Origin of the sequence: Colwellia ponticola, assembly GCF_005885605.1 — a bacterium.
Taxonomy (GTDB): domain Bacteria; phylum Pseudomonadota; class Gammaproteobacteria; order Enterobacterales; family Alteromonadaceae; genus Colwellia; species Colwellia ponticola.
The window spans coordinates 94399-120518 of sequence record NZ_SZVP01000006.1; the positions used below are offsets into that span (position 1 = coordinate 94399).

The 26120-nt window shown below is 37.7% G+C and carries 25 protein-coding genes; 15 read left to right on the forward strand and 10 right to left on the reverse strand.

Going from position 1 to position 26120, the window contains the following annotated elements; translation table 11 throughout:
• The first annotated feature begins 134 nt into the window (after nucleotides 1-134).
• Nucleotides 135-2348, forward strand: a complete 2214-nt coding sequence (locus tag FCS21_RS08600) for an ATP-binding protein (protein ID WP_138622422.1) — start codon at nucleotides 135-137, stop codon at nucleotides 2346-2348.
• 15 nt (nucleotides 2349-2363) lie between these two features.
• Here FCS21_RS08600 and FCS21_RS08605 read toward each other — a convergent pair whose 3' ends face one another.
• Entirely contained in the window at nucleotides 2364-3086 is a 723-nt protein-coding gene (locus FCS21_RS08605) for a response regulator transcription factor (protein WP_138622424.1), read from the reverse strand.
• Nucleotides 3087-3240: 154 nt separating this feature from the next.
• Here FCS21_RS08605 and FCS21_RS16930 point away from each other — a divergent pair, with 154 nt between their 5' ends.
• Nucleotides 3241-3558 (forward strand): hypothetical protein, encoded by a 318-nt coding sequence (locus tag FCS21_RS16930; RefSeq protein WP_222927963.1) that lies wholly within the window; start codon nucleotides 3241-3243, stop codon nucleotides 3556-3558.
• A gap of 433 nt (nucleotides 3559-3991) precedes the next feature.
• Here the strand turns inward: FCS21_RS16930 and yegD are convergent, their stop codons facing one another.
• Nucleotides 3992-5350, reverse strand: a complete 1359-nt coding sequence (yegD, locus tag FCS21_RS08615) for a molecular chaperone (protein WP_138622426.1) — start codon at nucleotides 5348-5350, stop codon at nucleotides 3992-3994.
• A 177-nt stretch (nucleotides 5351-5527) separates the two neighbouring features.
• On the opposite strand from yegD, the gene FCS21_RS08620 reads away from it, so the two are divergent.
• The gene (locus FCS21_RS08620) at nucleotides 5528-5917 is read left to right on the forward strand and encodes a Fis family transcriptional regulator (RefSeq protein ID WP_138622428.1); all 390 of its coding nucleotides are present in this window, start codon (nucleotides 5528-5530) and stop codon (nucleotides 5915-5917) included.
• 323 nt (nucleotides 5918-6240) lie between these two features.
• Here the strand turns inward: FCS21_RS08620 and FCS21_RS08625 are convergent, their stop codons facing one another.
• Nucleotides 6241-7497 (reverse strand): glutamate-5-semialdehyde dehydrogenase, encoded by a 1257-nt coding sequence (locus tag FCS21_RS08625; protein WP_138622430.1) that lies wholly within the window; start codon nucleotides 7495-7497, stop codon nucleotides 6241-6243.
• Nucleotides 7498-7563: 66 nt separating this feature from the next.
• The gene (gene proB, locus FCS21_RS08630; protein ID WP_138622432.1) at nucleotides 7564-8661 is read right to left on the reverse strand and encodes a glutamate 5-kinase; all 1098 of its coding nucleotides are present in this window, start codon (nucleotides 8659-8661) and stop codon (nucleotides 7564-7566) included.
• A 396-nt stretch (nucleotides 8662-9057) separates the two neighbouring features.
• Here proB and yihG point away from each other — a divergent pair, with 396 nt between their 5' ends.
• Nucleotides 9058-9981, forward strand: coding sequence for a 1-acylglycerol-3-phosphate O-acyltransferase, YihG family (yihG, locus tag FCS21_RS08635; protein WP_138622434.1), 924 nt, complete (start codon nucleotides 9058-9060; stop codon nucleotides 9979-9981).
• 62 nt (nucleotides 9982-10043) lie between these two features.
• A complete protein-coding gene (locus tag FCS21_RS08640; RefSeq protein WP_138622436.1) occupies nucleotides 10044-10595 on the forward strand; it encodes an Mpo1 family 2-hydroxy fatty acid dioxygenase in 552 nt (183 codons plus the stop codon).
• A gap of 15 nt (nucleotides 10596-10610) precedes the next feature.
• Here the strand turns inward: FCS21_RS08640 and tesB are convergent, their stop codons facing one another.
• A complete protein-coding gene (gene tesB / locus FCS21_RS08645) occupies nucleotides 10611-11468 on the reverse strand; it encodes an acyl-CoA thioesterase II (RefSeq protein ID WP_138622438.1) in 858 nt (285 codons plus the stop codon).
• Nucleotides 11469-11645: 177 nt separating this feature from the next.
• Here tesB and FCS21_RS08650 point away from each other — a divergent pair, with 177 nt between their 5' ends.
• From FCS21_RS08650 to hemN, 4 genes are all read left to right on the forward strand, one after another.
• Nucleotides 11646-11903: a hypothetical protein gene (locus FCS21_RS08650; protein ID WP_118056204.1), complete on the forward strand. Its 258-nt coding sequence runs from the start codon at nucleotides 11646-11648 to the stop codon at nucleotides 11901-11903.
• Between the two features lie 133 nt (nucleotides 11904-12036).
• Nucleotides 12037-12645: a Der GTPase-activating protein YihI gene (gene yihI, locus FCS21_RS08655; RefSeq protein WP_138622440.1), complete on the forward strand. Its 609-nt coding sequence runs from the start codon at nucleotides 12037-12039 to the stop codon at nucleotides 12643-12645.
• 5 nt (nucleotides 12646-12650) lie between these two features.
• The gene (locus FCS21_RS08660; protein ID WP_138622442.1) at nucleotides 12651-13139 is read left to right on the forward strand and encodes a DUF2489 domain-containing protein; all 489 of its coding nucleotides are present in this window, start codon (nucleotides 12651-12653) and stop codon (nucleotides 13137-13139) included.
• 110 nt (nucleotides 13140-13249) lie between these two features.
• Nucleotides 13250-14620, forward strand: a complete 1371-nt coding sequence (hemN, locus tag FCS21_RS08665; RefSeq protein ID WP_138622444.1) for an oxygen-independent coproporphyrinogen III oxidase — start codon at nucleotides 13250-13252, stop codon at nucleotides 14618-14620.
• A 119-nt stretch (nucleotides 14621-14739) separates the two neighbouring features.
• On the opposite strand, the gene FCS21_RS08670 is transcribed toward hemN, so the two are convergent.
• Entirely contained in the window at nucleotides 14740-14991 is a 252-nt protein-coding gene (locus tag FCS21_RS08670; RefSeq protein ID WP_138622446.1) for a DUF3820 family protein, read from the reverse strand.
• Between the two features lie 101 nt (nucleotides 14992-15092).
• On the opposite strand from FCS21_RS08670, the gene FCS21_RS08675 reads away from it, so the two are divergent.
• The gene (locus FCS21_RS08675; RefSeq protein WP_138622448.1) at nucleotides 15093-16205 is read left to right on the forward strand and encodes a DUF3083 family protein; all 1113 of its coding nucleotides are present in this window, start codon (nucleotides 15093-15095) and stop codon (nucleotides 16203-16205) included.
• A 65-nt stretch (nucleotides 16206-16270) separates the two neighbouring features.
• Here FCS21_RS08675 and FCS21_RS08680 read toward each other — a convergent pair whose 3' ends face one another.
• Both FCS21_RS08680 and FCS21_RS08685 read right to left on the reverse strand, forming a co-directional pair.
• Nucleotides 16271-16843 carry a response regulator transcription factor gene (locus tag FCS21_RS08680; RefSeq protein WP_246047136.1) on the reverse strand — a complete coding sequence of 191 codons (573 nt, stop codon included), beginning with the start codon at nucleotides 16841-16843 and terminating at the stop codon, nucleotides 16271-16273.
• A 14-nt stretch (nucleotides 16844-16857) separates the two neighbouring features.
• Nucleotides 16858-18099, reverse strand: a complete 1242-nt coding sequence (locus tag FCS21_RS08685; protein WP_138622450.1) for a sensor histidine kinase — start codon at nucleotides 18097-18099, stop codon at nucleotides 16858-16860.
• A gap of 271 nt (nucleotides 18100-18370) precedes the next feature.
• On the opposite strand from FCS21_RS08685, the gene msrA reads away from it, so the two are divergent.
• A complete protein-coding gene (gene msrA, locus FCS21_RS08690) occupies nucleotides 18371-18925 on the forward strand; it encodes a peptide-methionine (S)-S-oxide reductase MsrA (RefSeq protein WP_138622452.1) in 555 nt (184 codons plus the stop codon).
• A gap of 109 nt (nucleotides 18926-19034) precedes the next feature.
• Here the strand turns inward: msrA and nadC are convergent, their stop codons facing one another.
• Nucleotides 19035-19946, reverse strand: a complete 912-nt coding sequence (nadC, locus tag FCS21_RS08695; RefSeq protein ID WP_138622454.1) for a carboxylating nicotinate-nucleotide diphosphorylase — start codon at nucleotides 19944-19946, stop codon at nucleotides 19035-19037.
• Nucleotides 19947-19958: 12 nt separating this feature from the next.
• Entirely contained in the window at nucleotides 19959-20480 is a 522-nt protein-coding gene (locus FCS21_RS08700) for a retropepsin-like aspartic protease family protein (RefSeq protein WP_138622456.1), read from the reverse strand.
• An 80-nt stretch (nucleotides 20481-20560) separates the two neighbouring features.
• Here FCS21_RS08700 and ampD point away from each other — a divergent pair, with 80 nt between their 5' ends.
• The 4 genes from ampD (at nucleotide 20561) to aceE (ending at nucleotide 26066) form a co-directional block, all read left to right on the forward strand.
• On the forward strand, nucleotides 20561-21130 hold the full coding sequence (gene ampD / locus FCS21_RS08705) for a 1,6-anhydro-N-acetylmuramyl-L-alanine amidase AmpD (RefSeq protein ID WP_138622458.1): 570 nt from the start codon (nucleotides 20561-20563) through the stop codon (nucleotides 21128-21130).
• A 1-nt stretch (nucleotide 21131) separates the two neighbouring features.
• Nucleotides 21132-22076, forward strand: coding sequence for a beta-lactamase regulator AmpE (gene ampE, locus FCS21_RS08710; protein ID WP_138622460.1), 945 nt, complete (start codon nucleotides 21132-21134; stop codon nucleotides 22074-22076).
• A 402-nt stretch (nucleotides 22077-22478) separates the two neighbouring features.
• Nucleotides 22479-23270, forward strand: a complete 792-nt coding sequence (pdhR, locus tag FCS21_RS08715) for a pyruvate dehydrogenase complex transcriptional repressor PdhR (RefSeq protein WP_138622462.1) — start codon at nucleotides 22479-22481, stop codon at nucleotides 23268-23270.
• A 114-nt stretch (nucleotides 23271-23384) separates the two neighbouring features.
• Nucleotides 23385-26066, forward strand: coding sequence for a pyruvate dehydrogenase (acetyl-transferring), homodimeric type (gene aceE / locus FCS21_RS08720; protein ID WP_138622464.1), 2682 nt, complete (start codon nucleotides 23385-23387; stop codon nucleotides 26064-26066).
• Nucleotides 26067-26120: the final 54 nt, after the last annotated feature.

Genomic DNA, 26120 nt, shown 5'->3' on the forward strand with positions numbered 1-26120 from the left:
GACCTTGTGTGACCTGTATGACCACGTTTGGCGGCGCATAGCCTTATGATTATGCTGTTCATTATTCATATTGTTATCAACGGATGAACACCTTATCATTGACACAATAAATACTTTCTACTCTGTAATACACAATGCTTGATTTACAAACACTTAGCCTATCAACGGTGATAGCTTCTAGTATTCATGCTTTATTTTTTATTCTTGTGTGGCGATTAAACCGGGAATTTTCAGGAATAAACTATTGGTTAGTAGGCATGTTATTGCAGCCTATAGGCTGGGCGTTACTTGCCGCTAGAGGTTATATTACCCCGTGGATAAGTATATTTGGCAGCATCATTATTATTATCTCAATGTTATCGTACCTGTTGGGCGCATATCGATTTTTTAAACGAGAACAGCCGCGTTATTTGCCGACTATTTATTTAGCCTTATTTTTACCTATTTTTATTTATTACACTTTTGTTGACGAAAGCATTACTGCGCGCATTATCATTGTTTACAGTATCGGTGCAGCCATAATGTTGCAGTGTGTTAGTATTCCTTTTTTAATCGATAAGACTCAGAGAATATTTGGTGGTTATGTTTTCTCGTTAATCAGCGGCGTGATATTTTTACTTATTTTTATTCGTTTAATAGCCACTGTGTGGTTTCCCGCTATCGATAAGCTTTATGATTTTTCTGTTAGTAATTTAATTGGCGTGCTCATTGGGTTTTTGATGTGTTACGGTATGGGGTTTACCTTCACTATTTTGTGTAATGAACGCCGTATTAGGGATATTGTTCAATTAAAAGAGTCGGCAAAACTTGATGCGCAACTCAAAAATAATTATTTAGCTGTTTTAAGCCATGAATTACGAACGCCACTCAATGCTATTGTCGGTACAGCTCAGCTTATGCAAACTAAAATTATATCTGATGAGTTAAAGCATGATTGCGACATTATTATTGATGTCGGAAAAGCATTGTCAGATATTTCTCTTGAGGCGTTAAGTTACGCTTCGTTTAATGACATTAAAAGCCAAGCTGTTCAATTAGATTGGGTTGAGTTACCTCATTGGTTAGCAACTATTGTTAAGCTACTCAACCCACTTGCTGAAAATAGAGGGTTAACCCTACGTTTAGTTGTAAAGAAATTGCCTAAAAGTGTAAAGCTTAATACGAAGACAATCAGGCAGGTGCTTATTAATTTAATAGGCAATGCCATTAAATATACCAATGATGGCGGTATTATTTTGGTTGTTAATTTCACTGAAATAGAAACACAGAGCCCTACACTTAAAGGAGAGTTTGTATTTGAAGTGATTGATACTGGTATTGGTATTCCTAAAACGGAACAAGCTCAATTACTAAAGCGCTTTACACAAGGTAAAAATAAAGGGGCTAAACAGACAACCATCAGCTCAGGAGGTGTTGGGCTAGGTTTGTCAATTGCAAATAAATTGCTAAAAGCGTGTAATAGCGAGTTAGCCTTTACGAGTGAGAAAAATAAGGGGAGTTGTTTTAGGTTTTCATTACAATTAGAGTGTTCAACAGATGAAAGTCTATCTTTTATAGAGCAAGCCGCTGCGTTAACTGGCTTAAATATTTTAGTGATAGAAGATGTAGCGCTTAATCAGCGTGTCATTTTGTCGATGTTAACGTTAGATAAACACCAAGTAGATTTAGCTGAAACAGGTATAGTCGCCTTAGAAAAATTATCAAGGTCTCCTTATGATGTCATTTTGTTAGATATGCAATTACCTGACTTGCATGGTTTAACTATTTATCAAGCATTACGAAACGATAAACAAAATGTGAATCATCACACCGCTATTATTGGCTTAACAGCAACCATAACGCCTCAAGATAAAGTAAAATATCAGCAAACCGATCTTATTAGTATTGTTGGAAAGCCTATTATGCTTGATAAATTACGTGCAGCAATAATTGATAGTCAACGTAAATCGAGTAAGAAAAAAGCGCTTCAGCTGGACAATAATTCTGCGATGGTTGGCAATGATGAGTTAACCGAATACCCACTTTTTAACCCCAAGCCTTTGACTTTTATCAAAGAAAATCTTGAAAGTAATGACTTAATACGCGCAATTAACGAGTTACCTAAGCAACTTGACGAGTATAATGCAATAATACAGCTAGCGTATCAGCAACAAGATTTGGCGCTAGTCAGTCAAACAGCACATCAATTAGCGGGCTATAGCGCTCAAATGGGCTTAGTGAGATTAGCAAAGTATGCTGAAGATATTGGATTACAACTCGCTGACGGGAAAGATATATGTTTGGTGCAATTACCTAAACTTTGTCAACGTAGCTCAAATGAAATTATTCAAATGAATTCTTCTTTATAGCTATTACTATGACAATCAAACTTGCGCCACCAGTAAGTAACCTTTGCCTCGTTGAGTAATTATATAATCAAAAACACCCCCTACTTTATTCAACTTTGCTCTAAGCCTACTCACTAACTTATCAATATTGCGATTGCTTTTTTCTAATTGAGGATAAAGGTTTGTCGCAATTTGCTGTTTACTGATCACACTTCCTTGTTGTCCTATCATTAACAATAATAGTTGGTGCTCAGAATAACCTAACTCGACCATTTGGTTTTTGCATCGCAATATCCGTGATTCAGGATTCACTTGAAAATGGAGAAAATTAATATTGGTATTAGCGGCGTCATCTGATGAAACAGCTGACAACGTTTTAATACGCAACAATAAAGCTTGGGTACGTAATAAAAGCTCAGTAGAGTCTAACGGTTTGACAATGTAGTCATCTGCTCCTAAACGCAACCCTTTGATTCTATGTTCTAAGGCGCTATTAATCGAAATAAATATTTTACCTAAATGGGGTTTGTTGTGCAGAGAGTCTATTAATTCATAGCCACAAGTATTCGGCATAACAATATCAGTGACAATAATGTTTACGGGAAATTGGCTATCTAAACTGTGTTCTATAAATTCAGCTACGCCATCGGCAGATTCAAAGTCAGTGGTAAGGTAGTTGCTTTTTTGATAGCAATTGACAATAGCTTTTCGTAATAAAGCGTCATCTTCAACCACGACTATATGGCCTTTATAATTCATCGAACATTCTCTTTTTTCATATTCTAGTATTTTAGATGGGCGTATGATCGACGCCGTTGCGCAAGGTGTACAGTTGTCATCACATACTAAAATGTGATTCAAGTATTAAGTTTACAATCTGAACGAGGCCCTGAGCAACGCTTATTATAGCCAGATGAAAGCCCTGAGCAGAATAAAAAATTTACATTTTTTTTACCTAGAATTCCCGGTACAACAATTAATTATTGAACAGTTACACTTTACCCGTGGTGAACGTGTGGTGTTATTAGGGCCTATTGGCTCAAGTAAATTTGTCGCTAAACTTCTTGGTGTGGTTAAGAGAGTCTGTGTGAGGGCAACCTCTGGACGTACATTGGATATTTTACCTGGGATGACTGCTCAGGTTGATATTCGTACTGGTGACAGAACGGTCATGGACTATTTATTAAAGCCGTTACGTAAAACCTTATCAGAATCCTTTGGTGAACGTTAAGTTAGGTGAAGCATTAAAATAATAACGAATGAAAGCGATAACCGAGATGTTATCGCCTTTTTTTGCCACACAAAGCAGTAATACCATTCTGCATAAAGAAGTGTTCACTTAGAATGGCATGGACGACAGTAGAACAAATAAAATTTATGCCGATATAGTTACCCTACATCAAGTAAATTTTATGACGTTATCATGGTGTCCATGCATTCCCAAAGGGCCATTTTTAAAGGCTTATATGCATCGTTATTGATTTTGACAAGGGAACAACCCTTGCCTACAATCAATGCCTTGCCTCTAAGCCTTTAAATTCTGGCTAAGAGATCACTTTCTTATGCAGATTGGTATAACTCCATCTGCTTGCAATAAAATGGAGTCAGCCTGACTACAGGGTAGACAATCCGAATAGCTGGAGCATAGTGTTTTGAACAACTAGTTATTGATATATTTTATCTGCCCAACGCGCTAAACCTGCGGTAACACTACCAAAGTGATCGCCAACCACAATAGGAATGTTAGGCATTTGTTGTTGTAAAAATTCACTTAATACTGGCGATTTAGCGGTGCCGCCAGTCACAAAAATTACTTCGGGCTGACAGCCTGCTTGCTGCACTGCCAAATGCATTATCTCAGCAATACTTGCTAGTGTGCGCTTGTTGGCTACGCGTAATGTTTCTTTGTTAACGTCGCTATAAAGTCCAGCGCTAATGTCATTGAGGTCGATGGTTTGTTTATCTTGTGCTGAGAGAGCAATTTTGGCTTGCTCAGCAGCATTGACTAATTGATAGCTCAGTTTTTGATCGTGCACAGTGACTAAGCGCTCTATCATGGCAGATTCTTTGGCGTCACGTGATAGTTGCAATAAATCACGTCTGTTTTTAGCGCTATAAAACTCGGTTTGCTCATTAATGTTATTAATCGCTAGTGCTTGATAAAAGCTACTGGTTGGCATGGGCTTACCTGTTTTTAATAAACTATTCATCCCCAAACTCGGCATAATACCTTGTAGCGCTAATTGAATATCAAAATCATTACCGGCAACACGCACACCAGAATGCGCTAGTAGATGCTCATTACGATTATCGTTATCGGTGAACTTAGGACTCATTAACAACATTGAACAATCGCTGGTACCACCACCAATATCAACCACTAGTACGCGGGTCTCTTTTGTTAATGAGGCTTCAAACTCAAAACCCGCTGCAACAGGTTCATATTGAAATTCAACCTCTTTAAAACCGACACGCTTAGCAGCATTAGTTAATACGGTAATGGCTTGTCGATTACTTTCTTCGCCGTGTAATCCTTGAAAATTAATAGGTCGACCAATAACGGTTCGTGTTACTTCTTTTTGTAATGCTTTTTCAGTGAGCTTTTTTACATTACTCATCATGCAGGCAACAATATCTTCAAAAAAGTCGATTTGAGCCGGGGCTAAACCACTCGCTCCCAGGAATGATTTAGGCGATTTGATGTAATAACCTTCTTCAGGGTCCTCAAGGTATTGTTCTAATGCTGTTTTGCCAAAGAGTAATTCAGTTGATATACCATCAAACGATAATTCACGTAGCGCTGCTTTGCCTTTTAGTAACTGATTTTTACGCTCAGCAAGAAAGGCCGCTTGTTGTGTCGTTGGCAATTGTTGAGACAGCCAATGACTGATTACATCGCGACTTGGCGCATAGAGATTAGAGGCAATGTATGACTCATCACCTAACAAGGGAATAATGTGTGGCTGACCATTGCGCATATTGGCAACACCGCAGTTAGATGTGCCGTAATCAAAACCTATCATTATTAGTACCTATTTAACATCTAGCAGGAAAAAGCCGCGTAGCATACTGAGTAACTGATATAATCTCAAGTCTTGTGAGGTATTAATTTGCCGACTTTTTAACGCTACGGTTCATTTTGCTGGTAGTGTTTATTTTTTAGACGGTTAAAATGATTGAAACGGTGTTGAGAATTAACGATGAAATTAACGAAAACTAATCAAAAAATTGATAATAATATTTGTAAAGCACTAACGATTGCTTGTGAATCATCTTTGCATGATATTGCTGGCTTTGTTTGGTTAACCCATAGAGCCAACTACACTAATTTTCCCGCTAGTTTAGTGATCACTTGTGTCTTTAATAGCAATGATGATATTGAGGCAATGAAAGCGCAACACCAAGATGAACAGTTACGCTTAACTATTCAAAAGCAATTAGTCAAAGTGGGCGTGGTAGTGAAAAATATAAAACAAAGCGTGCATTTTGATAGTGAGGAAGCCTGTCAGCAACAACATCGCGGCGAGTGGGATACACGTCTAGCGTTACGTGTTATCAAGCAAAAGCCAAATGCGGGTAAGGTTCACTAAAAGCACCTTAACCTTAAATAAATAGCGTCATCGTAGCTTGTTTTAACTCGTATAATACCAGTTTCATTAATTAGGTGATCTACTTTATACGCAGGAAAGACAGCCAAATACAAGGCGTTTATTTTAATAACTAGTTGTTCTAATTATAAAATAAATAACGCAGTAGTTGGTTGTTCTAACCAGTAGAAATGATCACATAGTTAGTGAGATTGGTATAAATGAGCTGATAATAGGTTAAGCATAAAAAAGCCTAAGGTGATATTCACCTTAGGCTTAGTATGTCAATTTAGCAGCTTACTGCTAATGGGTGTAAAACGTGTTATTTATACTCTAACTTGACCATCACCAAAGACAACAAATTTCTCAGTTGTTAAGGCCTCTAATCCCATCGGACCGTAAGCATGCAGTTTACTCGTAGAAATACCAATTTCTGAACCCAAACCTAATTGGTTACCATCAGAAAAACGCGAAGACGCATTTACCATAACAACAGACGAATTAATTTGGCGAACAAAATTTTGACCGCGTGAAATGTCTTGCGTGATAATCACTTCAGTATGATCAGAGGTATATTCATTAATATGATTAATTGCCTGCTCATAGCTACTCACTACTTTTACCGCAATTTCTTGCGCTAAATATTCAGCGTGGTAATCATCTTCTGTTGCCAATTCAGCATTAGTGAAATAGCCAATACTGTCTTTACACGCATGAATTTTTACTTGTGCTGCGTCATTAAGGGCTTTAGCCGCTAACGGTAGAAACTTAGCACTAATATCACCATGGACTAAAACTGTTTCAAAGGCATTACAAGCACTTGGACGTTGAGTTTTACCATTAACTAAAATATTAATAGCTTTATCTAAGTCAGCGTATTTATCAATGTATAAGTGACAAACACCCTTGTAATGTTGAATTACAGGGATACGGCTGTTTTCAGTAACATAGCGAATAAGACCTTCACCGCCACGTGGGATAACTAAATCAATCGTATCATTTTGCTGTAATAACTCTTCAATAACACTGCGGCTAGTATCGGGAATAACGCTGACAATATTTTTATCAATATTATGCTCTGTTAATACTTGATGTAAGCAATTTGCGATAGCTAAATTAGAGTGAATAGCTTCTGAGCCACCACGTAAAATTACTGCGTTACCTGACTTTATACATAATGCTGCGGCTTCAGCAGTAACATTAGGGCGTGCTTCGTAAATCATAGCTATCACACCAAGCGGAATACGCATTTTGCCTACTTGAATGCCATTTGGGCGTAATGATAATTTATCAACATCACCGACAGGGTCAGCGAGGGCAGCAATCTCACGAATAGCAGAGCTAATGCCTTTAATGCCTTTATCATCTAGCACTAACCTGTCTAGCATGGCTTGTGTTAAACCTTTCTCACGGCCAGCGATAATGTCTTTACTGTTTTCTTTGATAATTATCTCGCTATTGTGCTCAATGGCAGTAGCAATAGCGTTTAGTAGTGTGTTTTTTTCACTGGTGTTTAGCTGCGCAGCAACTCTACTGGCTTTTTTAGCTTGTTGTGCCATAGTGGCGATATTAAAGTCTGTCATTTTGCTCCTATTGTCTAAAAATTGTTGGCGAAAAATGTGTTATCACGGAAAGAAAATTTCGCTAGATTATAAAATAACCATGTCATCACGATGTACCACAACATCGCCATAGTCATGTCCTAAAATAGCCGTAATATCATTACTATGTTTACCCATAATTCGCTTCAGGTCATAGTGGCTATATAAGGTAATACCTTTGGCTATCACAGTATTATTTTCTGCATCTATCAGTTCAATGGCATCACCCGCTTTAAACCTATTGGTGACAGATTTTATACCTGCGGGTAATAAAGAAGCCCCTTGATTAACTACTGCGTTAACAGCGCCGGGATCAAGTTTAATTTTACCGCGACTTTTTAAGGTATGTTTTAACCAATGTTTTTTAGCGCTAATAATATCTTTGTCACCAGCAAAACGAGTACCTGGATTAACCTGTGCTAAAAGCGAGCTAAATACTTCACTTTTAGTACCATTAAGAATATAGGTGTTTATGCCGTGTTCAGTGGCTTTTTCAGCTGCTTGAATTTTAGTTTTCATGCCACCCTTAGCTAAAGGATTGCGACTTGTACCAGCCATGGCATAAATTTCATCGGTGATTTCATCTATATTAGGGATTAAGACCGCATCGTCAGCGATGTTAGGGTCTTTGGTAAATACCCCATCAATATCACTTAATATAAATAAACTATCAGCTTCACAAGCTTGCGCTACTAATGCTGCAATATTGTCATTGTCGCCTATGGAAAGGGCTTGCGTGGTAACCGTATCATTTTCATTAACAATGGGTAATATACCATTAGCTAATTGAATTTTGATGGTTTCCTGAATGCTTATATAGCGCTCTCTATCGGCTAAATCATTCTGTGTGATGAGTATTTGACTACAAGGAACATCAAAAAATCGTTGCCAGTTAGCCATCATTTGCATCTGACCAACACTAGACATTGCCTTTTTAGTGGCGAGTGATAACTCGGGGGAGCCATGTTGAATAATAGTACGACCAGCTGCGACACCGCCGGAGGACACTAAAATAATTTCTTTACCTTGCAGTTGACACTGAGTGATAAATTGCGCAATTGCTAAGATATATTGACCGCTACAACCATCACTAGTTGGGGCGACTAAAGCACTACCAACTTTGATTACAGCTCTATTAAAGTCCATCTGTTCTCCTTATGTTATGCTTGACCCAGTATGCTATAAATCGAGTAAAAACTCAATTGATAAGGTTATTGTTCATAATTTGAAGGTATAAAACGTATACTTTTAATCTTTTCATAACATATATATAGACAAGTGTTCATTTTACAAGGTTTCTCCTTACTAATAATGATCATTGCCCTACCATAAAATTATAATGTGTGTTTTTTATGCAAGTACAGAGCTTACTCGCAGTACTTCTTATAAATGAACTTGTTTGTTAATCTGCGATAAAAAATTTTAATTATTGATTGAATCGTGATTAAATGGCGCTATCCATATTACCTTATACCATTACGCTAAAGAAGTGACCACTTTCTTATACGGATTGGTATACTTATTATTCGTTATTATTAAGCTATGCTAAATTTTTTACCCGCAAAAGTGATCGGCTTTTTATCTATTACCCTTTATATAATTAATACTATATTTTGGTTGTTACCTATTTTAGTTTTTTCTTTATTTAAAGCCTTAATACCACTAAATACTTCTAAAAAAGTATTTAGTTATTTACTTGATTTAATGGCGAGTAATTGGGTTGCTATTAACAGTGTTATCCAAAAAATATTCACTAAAACAACCATTGTAGTCACTGGCTTAGAAGACCTTAAAATCGACGATTGGTATTTAGTGTTAGCAAACCATCAAAGCTGGGTTGATATTGTGGTATTACAGCGAGCATTACACGGTAACATTCCTTTTTTAAAGTTTTTTCTAAAAAAAGAACTCATTTATATACCTTTATTAGGGCTAGCCTGGTGGGCACTCGACTTTCCTTTTATGAAACGCTATAGCCAAGCCTTTTTAAAGAAAAATCCTCATCTGCGCGGTAAAGACTTAGAAACAACCCGCAATGCTTGTGCTAAATTTAAGCATAAACCTGTCAGTGTAATGAATTTTATTGAGGGCACTCGCTTTACCCAAAAAAAACATGATATGCAAGGTTCCCCGTTTAAAAACCTGCTTAAGCCTAAATCAGGTGGCATCTCTTTTGTACTAGATGCCATGGGAGAGCATTTAGCTAAAATTGTTGACGTGACAATTTATTACCCTGAAGGCATTCCTAACTTTAGTGACTTTATTTATGGGCAAGTAGGGACGGTTTATATTGATATTCAAACGTATGATATTGACAGTGAACTGGGGCATATCGATTTTTCAGACCGTAATGACCGAATTGCTTTTCAAAAATGGTTAACTCAGTTTTGGTCTGATAAAGATAAAAAGCTCGAGGCGTTGAAGCATAAGCATAGTGAGCCAAATAATAACGCTTTGGTGGACTAGTACCGCCTTTTTGGGTCATGGTTTGCTCGAGGCTAAACTACTTAATAGTGAAGGTATTTTAAATGAAGTCAATTGAAGAGCAGTTAGCGCGCTATAAAAGTGTTCATTTAAATCAAAAAAATATTAATACGCATTTTATTGGTGTACCTTTAATCGTTTTCGCGGTTACGCTCATGCTTAGTGCGATTACTATTGAAATAAATCTCGATAACGTCTTAAGTACAGAGGGGACGCTAAGCTTTACTTTAGCTATGGTCATCTTTGCTTTTGTCGCTTTGTATTATGCCGCCTTACACCGTTTATTAGCGTTGGGTATGCTGATTTATCTCTTAATTAATTTATTTGTTGCACAATTATTTAGTGACAGTGAAGGTCTGCTTTATATCGCGTTAGCTTTATTTGTTGTTGGTTGGATTATTCAATTTATTGGTCATTATTATGAGAAGGCTAAACCTGCCTTTGTTGATGATTTAAGTCAGTTTTTAATTGGGCCTTTATTTTTAATGGCTGAAGTCTATTTTTTCTTAGGTTTAGAGTCGAGATTACAGGCGGATATTACTAAATTAGCCATAGAAAAACGTAACGCACTATCCGATAAAGCCAGTTCTAAATAGTGCATCGTCATTTATTTAGCGTTGTCGAATAACGCCTTCCTGCATAGTAGAAGCAACTAACTGACCTTGACGGTTGTATATTTGCCCACGAACTAAGCCTCTACCATTACTTGCCGACGGACTATCCATACAATAAAGCAACCAATCATCAAAGCGAAATGGGCGATGAAACCACATAGCGTGATCTATGGTGGCAATTTGAAAGTTAGGGTGCCAATGGCTAGCGCCATGAGGAAGTAATGCCGTTGGTAAAAAGTTTAAGTCGGAAGTATAAGCGAGCATATAAGTATGTATGCCTAAATCATCAGGCAAATCACCGTTAGCTTTTATCCACATTTGACTGGCAGAATCAGTGGCTGTTGGCTGTAACCAGTTATATTGCTGAACAGGGCGCATATCAATAGGCTTCTCAGCTAAAAATTTCTCGCGTATAGGCTCAGGTATATACTGTTGATTGTCTCTAATGAAGTCCATAAATGAGGGCAACTCTTCAGGCGGTGTTACATCAGGCATGATATCTTGATGATCAAAGCCTGTTTCAGTATGTTGAAAAGAGGCAGTCATATAAAAAATAGCTTTACCATTTTGCACAGCTTGCACTCTACGTGTGCTAAAACTTGAGCCATCACGAATGTTTTCTACTTCATAAACAACCGGCAAACTGGCATCGCCTGGGCGTAAAAAGTAAGAATGTAGTGAGTGAACAAATCGATTAGCGACAATAGTCTCTTGCGCGGCTGAGAGTGCTTGGCCCATTACTTGGCCGCCAAAAAGTGAATTAAAGCCTAAATCTTGACTTTGTCCACGATAGATACCTTGCTCAATCACTTCTAATGTTAATAACGCTGATAATTCATCTAATACACGTGTCATTTTTTACCTATATATCAAAGACTATTTGATGATAAATTCACTAATTTAAGTTAACTAGTGTAATCGCTATTGATGTTATAAGTAAAGTGGGTTAAATTTCGTTCAAATTACTGTTAGTTATTCATAAAGACAATTATAAAGACAATCATAAAATAATTAGACTAGGGAAGGGAAGTTATGGCCGTAATTAGGCAAAGAGAAGAGCTGCTTGAGAGACGGCAAAAAGTGCTAGACAATACAGATGAGCTTTGGCAAGACTTAACCTTAGCCCAAAAGTTTTCTGCCAGTAGCCTAACCCAATTTGGTTATAAACTTAATTTCATTAGAGATTTTCATGATACCCATGTGGCCGTGTTAAGCTGTAATGACACTATTGCTGTTATTTCTAAAGGTGGAGAAATCAACACTCACCCAAATATTAAAATTCGCTCCTAAGTTCAGCTGAGGTTCAACTTAAGTTCAAGAAATAAAAAAGTGCTGAGAGCGCTTTTTTTGTTTCTTTTTCCTGCATTTAATCCATTAATGACGTAAAATAGCGGTCATTATTAGTAAAGAAGTTATTGTAATCATGTCTCGTTCAAAAAAATCTAGAAAACCAGGTGGAGCACCAACGGCTAAACCTAAGTTAAGTAAGCAAGAATTAGAAAAAGTAGAAAAACGTATCCGTAAAAAAACCGGTAAAGTGTCGGGCAATCGCCAGAAAGAAGCTAAACCACAATTCGCTGATGATAATAATAAAGCGGGTAATAAAGACCCACGTCTTGGTAGTAAAACGCCCATTGTCTTAGGGAAAGCAATTAGCAAACAAGAAAAATCAGCACAAGCTAAAGCTACTAGCGCCAAAGTTTCTCCTATTGCTAAGGTACGTTTTGTTGATAGCACCGATGCTGAGTTACCTTTAAAACAAGCGCTAACAGCAGAGCAAGAGTTAGACGCTATTGAAGAAGACGAGATGTTACAAAGCATTTTAGCTAAACAAGAAGCTAATATTGACTTAACGGAACAAGATGTTAATTACTACAATGACATGATGGATCGCCACCAAGCGTTATCAGCTGAATTAGGTCTTGATGAAGAAGATGAATTTAGCGAGAGTGATGAAGTAAACGACAACGAAGATGATTTGTGGGATAAATTAGATCGCACAGATTTTTCAGACTTTGAAAACAAAGAGTAATCCGAATGAGTGATTTTTGGTTCTATGCTTTGTTACTTGCTACTATTATTGTCATTGCGCTCGCGTTTTATGCCGGTAAATTATTAAAACAGCTTGCCGAGCAAAAAAACCAACAAGCGCAACAAAAGTTAGCCCAGCAGCAAGCACTAAAAAAACACGATAAAAAAATACTCGATAGTGTGTTATTAATTACCCGCGCTATGCAAGCGCAGCAGTGTGAGTTTGATGAAGGTTGCTGGCGCTTATCGGTATTGCTATCGTCTTTGAAGACATTCACTGACTTGTCTGCTCAGTTTCCGAGTATTTACGCGCTCTATGATGAAATTAAAGATATGGCTATTCTTGATGCGCGTAAACAGTTAACTAAAAAAGAGCGGATGCGAGAAGATTATAAGCGGATGACAGCGTTAAATACTATGCACGATGATGTGGTTACTGATTTAACTAACCTGTATGAGTTTACCTCCGAACAACTGACTCGTTTAGCAAGCTAACACAATAGCATCAAGCGCAATAATCATTCTCTGTTATTGCGCTTGATCAATACCGGCAAACCACAATCGGCTATAATATTTTCGTTAATTACATCAAACGGTAAGAAAATATGAAAGTAAGCCAATTTTTCGATAATACGCTATTAAATAAATACAATACTAGCGGACCAAGATACACCTCTTATCCGACAGCGCTAGAGTTTCATGATGACTTTACCCATGATGACTTTATTAACGCGATAGAAAACTCACAAAACCGAGAGTTGTCACTGTACGTTCATATTCCCTTTTGTCATACGCTTTGCTATTACTGTGGTTGTAATAAGGTTATTACTCGTCATCGTGATAAAGCCGATACTTATCTTGAGTATCTAGCTCAAGAAATTGCCCTACAAGCACCACTGTTTAAAGACTATACGGTTAAACAACTCCATTGGGGTGGTGGTACACCAAGCTTTTTAACCCACTCACAAATTACCAAACTGGTGTCTTTATTAAAAGAGAAATTTAACTTCTCTGATAATGTAGAAATGAGCATTGAAATTGATCCACGTGAAATTGAAATGGGGCTCGCTGAACATTTATATTCATTAGGTTTTAATCGTTTGAGTTTAGGTGTACAAGATCTTGATTTGAAAGTACAACAAGCTATTAACCGGGTACAGTCAACAGAGTTTATTGGTGACTTTATTGCCCACGCTAAAGCGGTAGGCTTTAAGTCAATTAACATTGATTTGATTTACGGCTTACCTCATCAAACGCTCGATAATTTCACTAAAACGTTAGTGAAAGCACATGAGTGGGATGTTGAGCGAATTTCACTATTTAGTTACGCCCATTTACCCAGTCGTTTTGCTGCACAGCGTAAATTACGTGACGAATGGTTACCTAATGTTGAAGAAAAATTTGCCTTAATGAAGTTAGCGATAGAAACACTTTGTGATCTTGGTTACGACTTTATTGGTATGGATCATTTTGCTAAGCCTAACGATGAGCTGGCTATTGCACAAAACAATGGCAGCTTGCATCGTAATTTTCAAGGCTATACCACTGGTGGTGACTGTGATTTATTAGGTTTAGGGGTGTCATCAATTAGCTCTATTGGCAATAGTTTTAGTCAAAATATAAAAGACCTGAAAGAATATTACCAAGCAATAACAGAAAAACAGCATGCGCTAATTAAAGGCGTAAGTTTATCTAAAGATGATATTTTGCGTGGAGAGGTTATTCAAGAATTGATGTGTAACTTGTACTTAGACAAGCACATGATTAATGAAAAATACCGTATCAATTTTGATGAGTATTTCGCTGAAGATTTACCGTTATTAACCTCGTTTATTGACGACGGTTTATTAGAAAATAATGAGAATTATATTAAAGTAGCGCAAAAAGCGCGTTTATTAATTCGTATTATTTGTATGAGTTTTGATGCTTATATGAAAAAACATATTAACCAACAACGCTTTTCACGCGTTATTTAAGCTCGTCAATCATAGGCAGGATTAATCCCAGGTTGCTCAAAGTCGCTCTAGGGTTAATCTTGTTTCTACCTCATATAACTCACTATCGTTTGTTTTTACTTGCTAAAGGCGATGAGTAATCAACTTTCCAATAGCGGCTGTAGCATTCCCTCTAAGCCATTGAGTTTTACCTCATACATTAACGCCATTTGTTGCCCTAGTTTACCTTCAGGAAAACCCTGGCCATGAAACCAAACTAAGTAAGGTTCAGGCAATTGTAATAGTTTTCTACCGGCATATTTGCCAAAAGGCATGGTTTGATTGATGGCTTCAATAAGGGCTTGTTGATCGTTTAACAAATGACATCCTGTATTAGGTACTGACTCTGTCATATTAATGACATATTAAAATCACAAAAGTTTCATAAGCGCTCATTATACTGCTCCTATCTTAAAAGGTTAACTTAACCTTATTAATTAATGTAGGGATAAAGATGACTATTATTAGAAAACGCAGTGCTGATCACCATGCTCATTTGCCTGGTAATGTACGCGATAATCAATATATTTTAGCTGAGTTTAGTTTAACTGATGCGCTATTTCAGCAGTTTTCAGGAAAATACAGTGAGTTAAAACCACAGCCTTATTATGATTTATATCAGTGTCTTGCTGATGTTTTTTTTAAGTTAACTGATGAAGTAGCGCTTGATAATTGCCAGTTTATTGCGAACGATAAATTAGCTCGAGTACGCTACAGTCAAGAAATGCATCAATGGCAAACCAATCAACAAATTCTATTTTATTATAGCCCCGAAAAGCATCACCTTAAAAAGTCATTTTTTGATGGCAGTAAAAGAGCACGCAAAATTTGCTTATTGTTTTTAGCAACGGGCAATGACATTCGAGTTAATGCGGCCAGCTTTCATCATAAGGTCAGTCAAGTAGTCGAGCAGTTTTGTCAAAAAATAAACATAGCAACTAGCGATATTCGCCTAAGAGATCATCAGCATATTACTTATGATTTATTTGCTAAGCAAAAGGGCTGTACAACCAGCCAGGTTCATCAACTACGTGAAATTAATAAACGTTACGCCAGTCAAAATGTAACCATACCAAGCCAGCATAGTGCCTTAAATTATGCCGTGGTTACCTTAAATATAACTAATGAATTATTGAAGAAAGTAGAAATAGATAGTCATTCAACAGACCCTTACAATCCTTTATATACTTATTTAACGGATAGTTTTACCAAGGTTGCCAAGCAGTATAATTTGAACAATGGTGCGTTAATTGCCAATGGTTTAGTACCGATTGTGAGGTACAGTATCCACGATATTGTTTCGCGGGTAGGGGAGTTACAAATGCTAGGCTATAATCCTGAGCAAAGCCCATGTGGCTTAGTGAGTAAATGGAATGCGGCAGAATTAACCGATAATGTACAGTTGATATTTGTCGCCACCCCAGAAAATAACAATGAACATGGCTTTGGTCGTTTTTTAAATCAAATTGAACAAGCAATTACCTTAATGGCAGAGGAGCTTGCCATTGAGCCAAGCAAAGAAGAGATTGTGGTTAGATTTCATCAGCACTTGGCATACCATTTTTAAACGTTTTGGTAACCAAGCTATCTTAAAACTTTGCTCAGTGGCTTACTTTAGGAAATCTTAGCAAATTATACCGGTTGAGGGCGCTTTTGTAACTTTCGTTGTAGTGTCCTTCTATGCATACCAAGCTGTCTAGCCGTTGCTGAAATGTTGCCTTGGTTTACCTTTAGTACCTGTTGAATATGTTGCCATTCAACTTGCTCTGCTGATAATGTTTGTTCGGTTAGTTGATCAACTTCAATAACGTCAGCTTTACTACCCTTTAGTGTTGCCAGTAGTGTTTTACTATCTACCGGTTTAGACAAATAGTCATCTGCTCCTAGCTTTATTGCGTCAACCGCTGTGGCAATGCTGGCAAAACCGGTGAGTAATATAATTCGGCTGTTTGGCCGCAATTTACGTAGCGGTGTGATAATTGATAGCGTATTTTCCTCAACTAACTTCATATCCAGTAAAATATAGTCAGGAGTGTATCGATGGCAGGCTAACAAGGCATCACTATTATTATCAACTTGTACACAGTCAAAGCCATATTTAGTTAAACGCCGGTTCAGTGTATTAGCAAAAATAATATCATCTTCTACGATTAATAGTTTTGATGTTGTGGGTTTTATTGCCGGTGTCGCTGCGTGAGTCATCATTACTCTCTTCTCGTTTACGTTGATGAAATCGGGATGCTCAGGGTCACAAGCGCACCACCATCTTGATGGTTGGTTAAGGCTAATTTACCCCCTAGACGCTCTAAACTGGCATGACTTAACAAAACGGCCATGCCAAAACCTTGCTCGCTATTCACAGGCTTTACGCCTAATTCTTTAAGTTTTTTTAACGTAAAGCCTTTACCGTAATCACGAATAGTAAATTGCCAGTTGTCATTAATAACTTCGCTGGTGAGACTCAGCGTTTTACTGTTATTGGCTTTACTGGCTCTGATAGCATTATTAATTAAATTGATAATGGCTGGTATTAAGGCAGCATCAGTATTAATAGTGATATTTTTACTGTTTTCGTCATTATTCTTTACTAATTGCAAGTTTATTTCGGGATTATTAATCCTAACATTATCGGTTATTTCAACAAATAAATCGTCACAATTAGCGATTTTAATCACTTGCTCTTTGATATCGAAAACCATAGCGCGAAAGTCAGATAAACTGTCTCGACAGCGTGCTAGCTGACTTTGTATATCGAGTATAATTTCATTGTCAGGGAAGTCTTCACTGAGTTCATCGGCAAGTAATTGTACTGTGGCAATCGGGGTCGCTAGTTGATGAGTTACCTGCGCAGAAGCGACGCCGAGTGAGGTGACTTTTTCTTGTTTTAATAAGTTTTCACGATAAGCGGCAATAGCCAGCTCTTGTTGATTAATGCTGCGCGCCATTTTACCTACCACAATAGCTACGACTAAAGCGGAAAACAAAAAGTTGATACCCATACCAATAAAGTGACCTTGCATATTACCGTGCATAACGCTCATGGGTAATGCCCATAATAAAATGCTATAAGAGGTAATAGCTAATGAAGCGACTATAGCCAGCAACAAAGGTGTTAAAGTGACCGCGGCTATTGCGATAGGGATGAGTAATAACGAAACAAAAGCATTAGTAGCGCCACCACTAAAAAATAGCAGTAACGACAAAAAAATAATATCAGCACATATTTGTACTAGTATTGCTTTTTGGCTCGATTTTTTATCACTGACATGGTTATGGTAAAAGTAACTGCTTATAGTAAATAGTATTTCTAAACTAATAACGCTGAACAAAGGTATCCAAGGCAGTTGATAAGCTAAACCTACATTGACAAATAAAATTAATAATAGTTGAATGATGATGGCAATACAGCGCAGCGCAATAATCACCTGTATTTGACTGGTTCTTTTGAAAAATTGTGACATATATTTCTTAGCAACTAAATAGGCGTATAATGTTTGGATTATGTAAATATCAGCGATAGTTCCGATAATGCCAAACGGATGAATTTTCGCGAAGTGATCTATTCATTGACCCACTTGGTATTACATCAATAAATCAACAAACATCTTAGCTTATTTATTAAGGTAAAAGACTGAGATAAACCATTAAACCTACATTCATTAAACATAACTTGATTAAATCTTCCTCGGTTAAAATAAGCTTAATGAGTATACATTGAATAAGGCAGTAAACATGACAACGCAACTTAAAGAACAGTCATCAACAGTAGCAACGCTAGCAGGAGGTTGTTTTTGGTGTATAGAAAGTGCTTTTAACAGTGTTAAAGGTATTATAACGGCTAAATCAGGTTATATGGGTGGGCATAGTACAGAGCCTACTTATGAAGAAGTCTGTAGCGGTAGTAGTGGCCATGCCGAAGTAGTGCAACTACACTTTGATAACCAAGTGATTAGCTACAGAGAAATATTAGAAATATTTTTTAGTTTGCACAACCCAACACAACTCAATCGCCAAGGTAATGATATTGGCACCCAGTATCGTTCAGAAATATTTACCCATGATGCCGAGCAACAGGCGCTAGCCGAACAGATTATTAACGAGATTAATCAACAACAGTTGTTTGACGATGCTATTGTTACCCAAGTTAGCCCTGCAGTGACTTTTTATTGTGGTGAAGATTATCATCAAGAGTATTTTAAAAATAATCCAGAAAACCAATATTGTCAGGCAGTGGTATCACCAAAATTGGCTAAGTTTAGAAAAACTTTTGTCGCCAAATTAAAATAAGCTATATGAGCATAAGCGAGACATTAAAAAAGTGACAAAACATCAGTTTTGTCACTTTTTATTATTTATATATTACTTATCTTTTAATAATATATTATTTATCCAGTGTTTATTTGAAACGCATTGATAAATCAATGGCGTTAACGTGCTTGGTTAGCGCACCACTTGAAATAAAGTCGACACCCGCTTTCGCGTACTCTTGTAAGATTTCAATGGTCATATTACCAGAAACTTCTATTTTTGCTTTGCCGCGCGTTGCTTTCACCGCACGCTCTATCATGGCAGGGGTAAAGTTATCGAGCATGATCATATCAGCACCAGCAGTAAGGGCCTGCTCAAGCTCATCGAACGTTTCAACTTCTACTTCAACAATTTTATCGCTATGATTACGTTTAGCGGTTGCTACCGCTTGGCTAATGCCACCGCAAGCGGCAATATGATTTTCTTTGATAAGAAAAGCATCGAACAACCCAATTCTATGATTAACACCACCACCACAAAGTACCGCATATTTTTGAGCGCTACGTAAACCAGGTAATGTTTTGCGGGTATCAAGTAATTTAGTGTCACTACCTGCTAATTCTTTCACATACTGGCTAGTTAATGTTGAGGTACCTGACAGGGTTTGTAAAAAGTTTAACGCGACACGTTCACCTGTTAATAAGGTTCTGGCATCACCTTCAAGTTCGAAAAGCGTGGTGTTGGCGGCAACAGATTCACCGTCATTAACAAACCAGGTTATTTTAGTCGGTGCTATGCTTGTTGCTTTTGTTGTGTTTTTATTTAACGAGTCATCAAGCTGTTTAAAGACTTCATTTACCCAAGCCACACCACAAACAATACAATCTTCACGGGTAATTACCGTGGCAATCGCTTGTTCATTTTCAGGGATAAGCATCGCAGTAATATCTTTGCTCGCTTGTGGTACGTTATTATCGACAACGCCCAAATCTTCACAAAGGGCCCAAGCGATAGTTCTGCTAATATCTTGCTGTAGTTTTTCTAATTGTGCGCTAAGCATTACTTCTTCCTATTACAGGGGATCCCGTAAGATTAATTGTTTACCGGTTTGATAAAAATCGACTTGTTTTAATGCGCTCATACCTAAGAGTATTTCATCTGTTTTCATTGCCGGGTTAATGTGAGCAGCAACATTATACAAGAAAATGTTGCCTAAGCTCAATTGGGTAATTTCAGTTTGATAGACAGTAACACTACCATTGGCCGTTTGTACCCGATAACTCCCTTTCGCGACTAAACCTAATTGCTCTGCTATATGAGCCGGAATTGACACCTGTGTTGCGCCAGTATCAAGTAAAAAGGTGACGGGGTTTTCATTTATCGTACCGCGAGCAACATAATGACCTTGTCTGTTTTGAGCTAAAATTACTTCGGCTTGACCACTTTGTGTTAAGCGTACTTCGGGCTGACTGTTGGGGTTATATTGACTATCAAGTACGTCTTGAAAAACAAACATTAATAAAGCTAAAGCTATTATCCAGGCTAGCCAAACGAATATTCTTGCTATTTTGTTTGTTGGGTCAACTTCAGTCATACTAACAGCCTCTATAATAGGTCAATATTGCTACGCCTATATCTTAATTACATCTAACAACATTATAAAATGAGTAGCCTATGTATTCTATTTCTGCTGGCTGGTTAACACAAGCACAGCATTTACCCTCGCCGCACTTTACACCGCGCGCACTAGATGAAGAAATTAATTTACTTATTGTTCATAATATTTCACTGCCGGCCGGACAATTTGGTGGTTGTTATATTAGTGACTTGTTTTTGGGACAGCTTGATTGCAATGCTCATGCTAGCTTTAATGATTTACAAGGCGTTGAAGTGTCGGCGCATTGTCTGATTCGCCGTGATGGTAGTGTTATTCAATATGTTTCTTTTAATGATAAAGCTTGGCATGCCGGTATTTCATCATTCAACCAAAGACCGTGTTGTAATGATTATTCTATTGGTATTGAATTAGAGGGTACAGACGATATACCTTACACCACAGAGCAATATCAACAATTAAGCGCATTAACGTTTTGTTTACAGCATAAATTTCCTGCTATTATCATTGATAATGTTGTCGGTCACTGTGATGTTGCTCCTGGAAGAAAAACCGATCCTGGGCCGGCATTTGATTGGCAATACTTTCGTCAGTGTTTAACTGAACAATCGATAAGGATTAACACCTAACATGAGTTTATTAAGTCTATTAATTGCATTGGCGGTAGAGCGCTCCTTATCTACCCAAGCATTTCGATTTAGCTTTTATTACCAGCACTACCAACATTTTTTTAGTAAAAATTTCACGGCTAAACAAGGGAAAGTGGCCAGTGCTATCTTTATTCTTTTACCGGTACTAGCGATATTCTTAGTAGTAGATACCATTGATAACCCAGTATTTGAGTTAGTTTTCTCTACGTTAATACTGATTGTTTGCTTTGGTTGTAATATCACTCGAACACGTTATAAAAACTACCTCTACTCAGCCTTTAAAGGTGAGCACACCACCACTAAAATGCATCACCAACAGTTATTATCCGATAAAAACTTGCCTGATATAGGTTTTGGTCAAGCACTCGTTTGGTTAAATTACCGCTACTATATCGCCATTATGTTGTACTTTACTGTCTTTGGTGCTGCTGGAGCCGTATTTTATCGTTTATTAACGAGTGTTATTGAAGATAAAAAATCAGCTTGTATAGCACAAAACTTTGCAACAGCCTCTACCGAGCATAGCGAAGTAGAGACTAATGTTACTGCTGAGGAAGAAGATTTAACCAATCAGCCAAAAACAGCGGATCAAGAGAAGATAAATCCAACGATACTAAGTGGCTGTCAAAATCATCACGATGTACTCTTTTGGGCAGATTGGCTGCCTGTGCGTATTGCTTCGTTTGGTTATGTGTTTGTAGGGCACTTTTCCAAAGCCATGCCTGTGTGGTTAGAAAGCTTGTTTGATAATAAAAAGCCAACGCATCAAGTGTTAATAACAGTAGCAGAAAGCTCAGAAGATATTATCGTTAATAAAGACGACTGTACCGAAGAGCCTTGTTTGCTCGTTAGGCTGGCAAAACGCAATGTGCTATTCGTCTTCGCAGTTATTTCGATATTAACCCTAGTAGGTTTGATTAATTAGCCTACTGTTCACGTTGAGATATAGGTGAGCGGGTAAACAGCATTACAAGACATTCACCTTATCTACATATCAGTATATTGTTAGTACCCACTTAGCACAGGTATTTGTTTCGTGGGTAATTCTTCTTAAAATAAATGGTAAGACCAATCTGTTTTTTTGCTTGAATAGCTAAAAAACATACCATTTTATCGTATAAAAACCTTGCGTAAATACTAGCCATAGACTAAATTTACTTGTCAAAAGTCGCTTTTTTTGTTATTTTATTACCTAGGAAAAGCAATGGTCTTACCAATTTACCAAATATTTCACTGGTGCTTATCGATTGTTTTTTAGGCGTTGAGTTAAGTGGTTTATGCTTTTTATTGTTTTTTAACCGTAGGGATAGCTTGCTAAATCAATTTTATGAATGCCAACGTAACGATAAAAAAACCATTGCAGGCATCAACATGCGCTGCGCGAGTTAAGCCGAAGAAATTAGCAGATATTATTTTAGCTCAACTTGAGGCGATGATAATTGAAGGTAGTTTACAACCCGGGGAAAAGTTATTACCTGAACGTGAACTTGCTTTGCAATTTGAAGTCTCAAGACCATCATTACGAGAAGCAATACAAAAACTCGAAGCCAAAGGACTGGTCACGCGTAAGCAAGGCGGTGGTACTTTCGTTTGTCAAAACCTATTAAGTGGTTTTTCTGATCCACTGTTTGAATTGATGTCGAATAATAGTGAATCACAATTTGATTTATTAGAGTTTCGTCATGGTATTGAAGGTATGGCGTCGTATTATGCTGCTATGCGAGGTACGCCAGCAGATTTTGAACAAATTCGCGTTAAACATGATGAAATAGGTACCAGTCAGTTAGAAGACGACTATAGTGGAGAAGCAGCAGCGGTGGTTGAGTTTCATTTAGCCATATGTGCTGCATCACATAATGCGGTGATATTACAGTCGGCTCGAAGTATGTCGTCATTACTCGCTGACAATATCGAACAAAACTTAACAGTACTAGCAAAACGTCCTGATATATTTAGCAGGATTACCAATTACAGAAAACGTTTACTCGATGCCATTATCAGTGGTCAACCCCAAAAAGCTTGGGGAGCTAGTCACAGACATTTAGCATTTATTGAAGAAGTGTTATTGAAGTTAACACAAGAAAACAGTCGCATGGAAAGATCAATGCGACGCATGTAAAAAATTATGCGCCAAGCGCAAATAACCAGAAAAAAATTAACGTATCTACATTACACATAGTTAAACATTAATTTTAAACATTTACTAAAAATAAAGTATTGGAGACTAAACAATATGTCAGATCTACCAAATATCGATGTTGATTCAGCAGAAACCCAAGAGTGGTTAGAATCATTAGAATCAGTATTAGAAAATGAAGGTCCAGAGCGTGCACATCAATTATTAGAAACACTAATTGACCGCGCTCGTCGTGGTGGTACGCATTTACCATTTGACGCGACTACGGCTTATGTTAACAGTATTCCACCAGGACAAGAACCACATATGCCTGCGGATCAAACCATTGAGTCACGCATTCGTGCGGCGATTCGTTGGAACGCTTTGGTATTAGTATTACGTGCTTCTAAAAAAGATTTAGAGCTTGGCGGTCATATTGGTAGTTTCGCTTCTTCATCGACACTTTACGATGTAGGTTTTAACCACTTCTTTAAAGCAGCAACACCAGAAAATGGCGGCGATTTTATTTTCGCTCAAGGCCATATTTCTCCAGGTATTTATTCACGTGCTTTTATGGAAGGTCGTTTAACTGAAGAGCAAATGAACAACTTCCGTCAAGAGTGTGATGGTAAAGGTTTATCTTCTTACCCACATCCGCATTTGATGAAAGATTTCTGGCAGTTCCCAACCGTTTCTATGGGCTTAGGTCCATTACAAGCGATTTACACTGCTCGTTTCTTAAAATACTTAACAGATCGTGGTATTAAAGACTGTTCAGGTCAACGTGTTTACTGTTACTTAGGTGACGGTGAAACAGATGAGCCAGAATCATTAGGTGCTATTGGTTTAGCAACACGTGAAGGTTTAGATAACTTATGTTTCGTTATCAACTGTAACTTACAGCGTTTAGATGGCCCAGTACGTGGTAACGGTAAAATCATCCAAGAACTTGAAGGTACATTCCGCGGCGCAGGCTGGGAAGTAGTAAAAGTTATTTGGGGCTCTTACTGGGATTCACTTATTGCTCGTGATACTTCAGGTAAATTACTACAGTTAATGAACGAAACAGTTGATGGCGAATACCAGAACTGTAAAGCGAAGGGTGGTAAGTACACACGCGAAAACTTCTTTAACAAGTACCCTGAAACGGCAGCAATGGTTGCTAACATGTCAGATGATGACATTTGGCGTTTAAACCGTGGTGGTCATGATCCAGTTAAAGTTTACGCAGCTTATGAAAAAGCGAAAAACACTAAAGGTCGTCCAACAGTTATCTTAGCTAAAACGGTTAAAGGTTTCGGTTTAGGTGCGTCAGGCGAAGCATTAAACATCGCGCATAACGTGAAGAAACTAGACGTTGATTCATTGAAGAGCTACCGTGATCGTTTCAACATCCCAGTAGGCGATGATGAAATTGCTGACTTACCTTTCTATAAATTCCCTGAAGACAGCGAAGAATTTAAGTATATGAAAGCGCGTCGCGAAGCATTAGGTGGTTCTCTACCTGCACGTCGTGAACAAGCCGAAGAGCAACTTGAAATTCCAGCATTAAAAATCTTTGATCCTATTTTAAAAGGTTCAGGTGACCGTGAAATTTCATCAACGATGACATTTGTACGTGTACTTAACAACTTATTAAAAGATAAGAAAATTGGTAAGCGTATTGTACCAATTATTCCTGATGAAGCGCGTACCTTTGGTATGGAAGGTTTATTCCGCCAAGTAGGTATTTATGCAAGCGAAGGTCAAAAATACGTTCCTCAAGATGCTGATCAAGTTGCTTATTATCGTGAAGATAAAAAAGGTCAAGTATTACAAGAAGGTATTAATGAGTTAGGTGCTATGGCGTCTTGGGTAGCGTCTGGTACGTCTTACTCAACGTGTAATGCAACGACTATCCCGTTCTACATTTACTACTCAATGTTTGGTTTCCAACGCGTTGGTGATTTAGCATGGGCAGCAGGCGATAGCCAAGCACGTGGTTTCTTATTAGGTGCAACTGCAGGTAGAACAACGCTTAACGGTGAAGGTCTACAACATCAAGATGGCCATTCACATGTACAAGCAGGTTTAATTCCTAACTGTGTGACTTATGATCCAACTTACGGTTATGAAATTGCAGTTATCGTACGTGAAGGTTTACGTCGTATGTACGAAGAAAATGAAAACATCTTCTTCTACCTAACGCTAATGAATGAAAACTACAAGCACCCAGCAATGCCTGAGAGCAAGTCAGTTGAAGAAGAAATTATTAAAGGTATTTACCAACTTGAGCAAGCTGCTCCTGCTAAAGGTAAAGCGATTGCTAATGTGCAATTACTTGGCTCAGGTACTATCTTAGAGAAAGTACGTGAAGCAGCACAAATACTTAGCGATGAATTCAACATCTCAAGTGACGTTTACTCTGTGACTTCATTCAATGAATTAGGTCGTGATGGTCAAGACGTAACACGTTGGAACATGCTTCACCCAGAAAGTGAGCAGCGTGTACCATACATTGCCCAAGTAATTACTAAAGATGCTGGTCCAGCAATTGCTGCTACCGATTACATCAAAAACTACTCAGATCAAGTACGTGCGTATATTGACACTGAATACCGTTGTTTAGGTACTGATGGTTTTGGTCGTAGTGATAGTCGCGATAACCTACGTACTCACTTCGAAGTAAGCGCCGCTTACATTGTTGTTGCTTCATTATATGAATTAGCAAACCGTGGTGATATCGAACGTTCAGTGGTAACAGCAGCAATTAAGCGTTTCAATATCAATACTGAAAAACTTAACCCTCTTTACGCCTAGTTAGTATAAATACCGGTTACCATGCAAATGTTATCTTGCTTGGTAACGGGTATG

What these genes read in the sequence shown, in the direction of transcription:
- FCS21_RS08600 (WP_138622422.1), top strand. Translation starts at nt 135, where the DNA reads ATGCTTGATTTACAAACACTTAGCCTATCAACGGTGATAGCTTCTAGT.
- FCS21_RS08605 (WP_138622424.1), bottom strand. Translation starts at nt 3,086, where the DNA reads ATGAATTATAAAGGCCATATAGTCGTGGTTGAAGATGACGCTTTATTA.
- FCS21_RS16930 (WP_222927963.1), top strand. Translation starts at nt 3,241, where the DNA reads ATGAAAGCCCTGAGCAGAATAAAAAATTTACATTTTTTTTACCTAGAA.
- yegD (WP_138622426.1), bottom strand. Translation starts at nt 5,350, where the DNA reads ATGATAGGTTTTGATTACGGCACATCTAACTGCGGTGTTGCCAATATG.
- FCS21_RS08620 (WP_138622428.1), top strand. Translation starts at nt 5,528, where the DNA reads ATGAAATTAACGAAAACTAATCAAAAAATTGATAATAATATTTGTAAA.
- FCS21_RS08625 (WP_138622430.1), bottom strand. Translation starts at nt 7,497, where the DNA reads ATGACAGACTTTAATATCGCCACTATGGCACAACAAGCTAAAAAAGCC.
- proB (WP_138622432.1), bottom strand. Translation starts at nt 8,661, where the DNA reads ATGGACTTTAATAGAGCTGTAATCAAAGTTGGTAGTGCTTTAGTCGCC.
- yihG (WP_138622434.1), top strand. Translation starts at nt 9,058, where the DNA reads ATGCTAAATTTTTTACCCGCAAAAGTGATCGGCTTTTTATCTATTACC.
- FCS21_RS08640 (WP_138622436.1), top strand. Translation starts at nt 10,044, where the DNA reads ATGAAGTCAATTGAAGAGCAGTTAGCGCGCTATAAAAGTGTTCATTTA.
- tesB (WP_138622438.1), bottom strand. Translation starts at nt 11,468, where the DNA reads ATGACACGTGTATTAGATGAATTATCAGCGTTATTAACATTAGAAGTG.
- FCS21_RS08650 (WP_118056204.1), top strand. Translation starts at nt 11,646, where the DNA reads ATGGCCGTAATTAGGCAAAGAGAAGAGCTGCTTGAGAGACGGCAAAAA.
- yihI (WP_138622440.1), top strand. Translation starts at nt 12,037, where the DNA reads ATGTCTCGTTCAAAAAAATCTAGAAAACCAGGTGGAGCACCAACGGCT.
- FCS21_RS08660 (WP_138622442.1), top strand. Translation starts at nt 12,651, where the DNA reads ATGAGTGATTTTTGGTTCTATGCTTTGTTACTTGCTACTATTATTGTC.
- hemN (WP_138622444.1), top strand. Translation starts at nt 13,250, where the DNA reads ATGAAAGTAAGCCAATTTTTCGATAATACGCTATTAAATAAATACAAT.
- FCS21_RS08670 (WP_138622446.1), bottom strand. Translation starts at nt 14,991, where the DNA reads ATGACAGAGTCAGTACCTAATACAGGATGTCATTTGTTAAACGATCAA.
- FCS21_RS08675 (WP_138622448.1), top strand. Translation starts at nt 15,093, where the DNA reads ATGACTATTATTAGAAAACGCAGTGCTGATCACCATGCTCATTTGCCT.
- FCS21_RS08680 (WP_246047136.1), bottom strand. Translation starts at nt 16,843, where the DNA reads ATGATGACTCACGCAGCGACACCGGCAATAAAACCCACAACATCAAAA.
- FCS21_RS08685 (WP_138622450.1), bottom strand. Translation starts at nt 18,099, where the DNA reads ATGTCACAATTTTTCAAAAGAACCAGTCAAATACAGGTGATTATTGCG.
- msrA (WP_138622452.1), top strand. Translation starts at nt 18,371, where the DNA reads ATGACAACGCAACTTAAAGAACAGTCATCAACAGTAGCAACGCTAGCA.
- nadC (WP_138622454.1), bottom strand. Translation starts at nt 19,946, where the DNA reads ATGCTTAGCGCACAATTAGAAAAACTACAGCAAGATATTAGCAGAACT.
- FCS21_RS08700 (WP_138622456.1), bottom strand. Translation starts at nt 20,480, where the DNA reads ATGACTGAAGTTGACCCAACAAACAAAATAGCAAGAATATTCGTTTGG.
- ampD (WP_138622458.1), top strand. Translation starts at nt 20,561, where the DNA reads ATGTATTCTATTTCTGCTGGCTGGTTAACACAAGCACAGCATTTACCC.
- ampE (WP_138622460.1), top strand. Translation starts at nt 21,132, where the DNA reads ATGAGTTTATTAAGTCTATTAATTGCATTGGCGGTAGAGCGCTCCTTA.
- pdhR (WP_138622462.1), top strand. Translation starts at nt 22,479, where the DNA reads ATGAATGCCAACGTAACGATAAAAAAACCATTGCAGGCATCAACATGC.
- aceE (WP_138622464.1), top strand. Translation starts at nt 23,385, where the DNA reads ATGTCAGATCTACCAAATATCGATGTTGATTCAGCAGAAACCCAAGAG.